The organism is Corynebacterium sp. HMSC074C05 (genome assembly GCF_001838325.1).
Classification (GTDB): Bacteria; Actinomycetota; Actinomycetes; order Mycobacteriales; family Mycobacteriaceae; genus Corynebacterium; species Corynebacterium amycolatum.
The window spans coordinates 1-328 of record NZ_KV836286.1; the positions used below are offsets into that span (position 1 = coordinate 1).

Sequence of the window (328 nt, forward strand, 5' to 3'; positions counted from 1 at the left end):
GCGACCTCTTGGTCGGTGACATCGGTAAAGTTGGTGCCTTTGGGGAAATAAAACCGGATATCCCGGTTCATCCGCTCATTGCTACCTCGCTGCCACGGCGAATGCGGATCGGCGAAAAACACCTGGATATTCTCCGCGACAGAAAACTCCGTGTGTTTGGCAAACTCCACTCCCTGATCCCAGGTCAACGTCGAAATCGTGGTGTCCATCGACTCTTTGAGCCGACGAATCATCCGCACCATAACCTCATTGACACTGGCGGCAGTATGGTCAGTGCCGAGTCTGCCGAGCAGCACAAACCTGCTGCGGCGTTCCACCAACGTCGCTA

The 328-nt window shown here is 55.2% G+C and carries 1 protein-coding gene; it reads right to left on the reverse strand.

Annotated elements, in window-relative coordinates:
- Positions 1–328, reverse strand: a 328-nt coding sequence (locus HMPREF3042_RS04670) for an IS30 family transposase (protein ID WP_141764780.1), incomplete at both ends; no start/stop codon positions are given.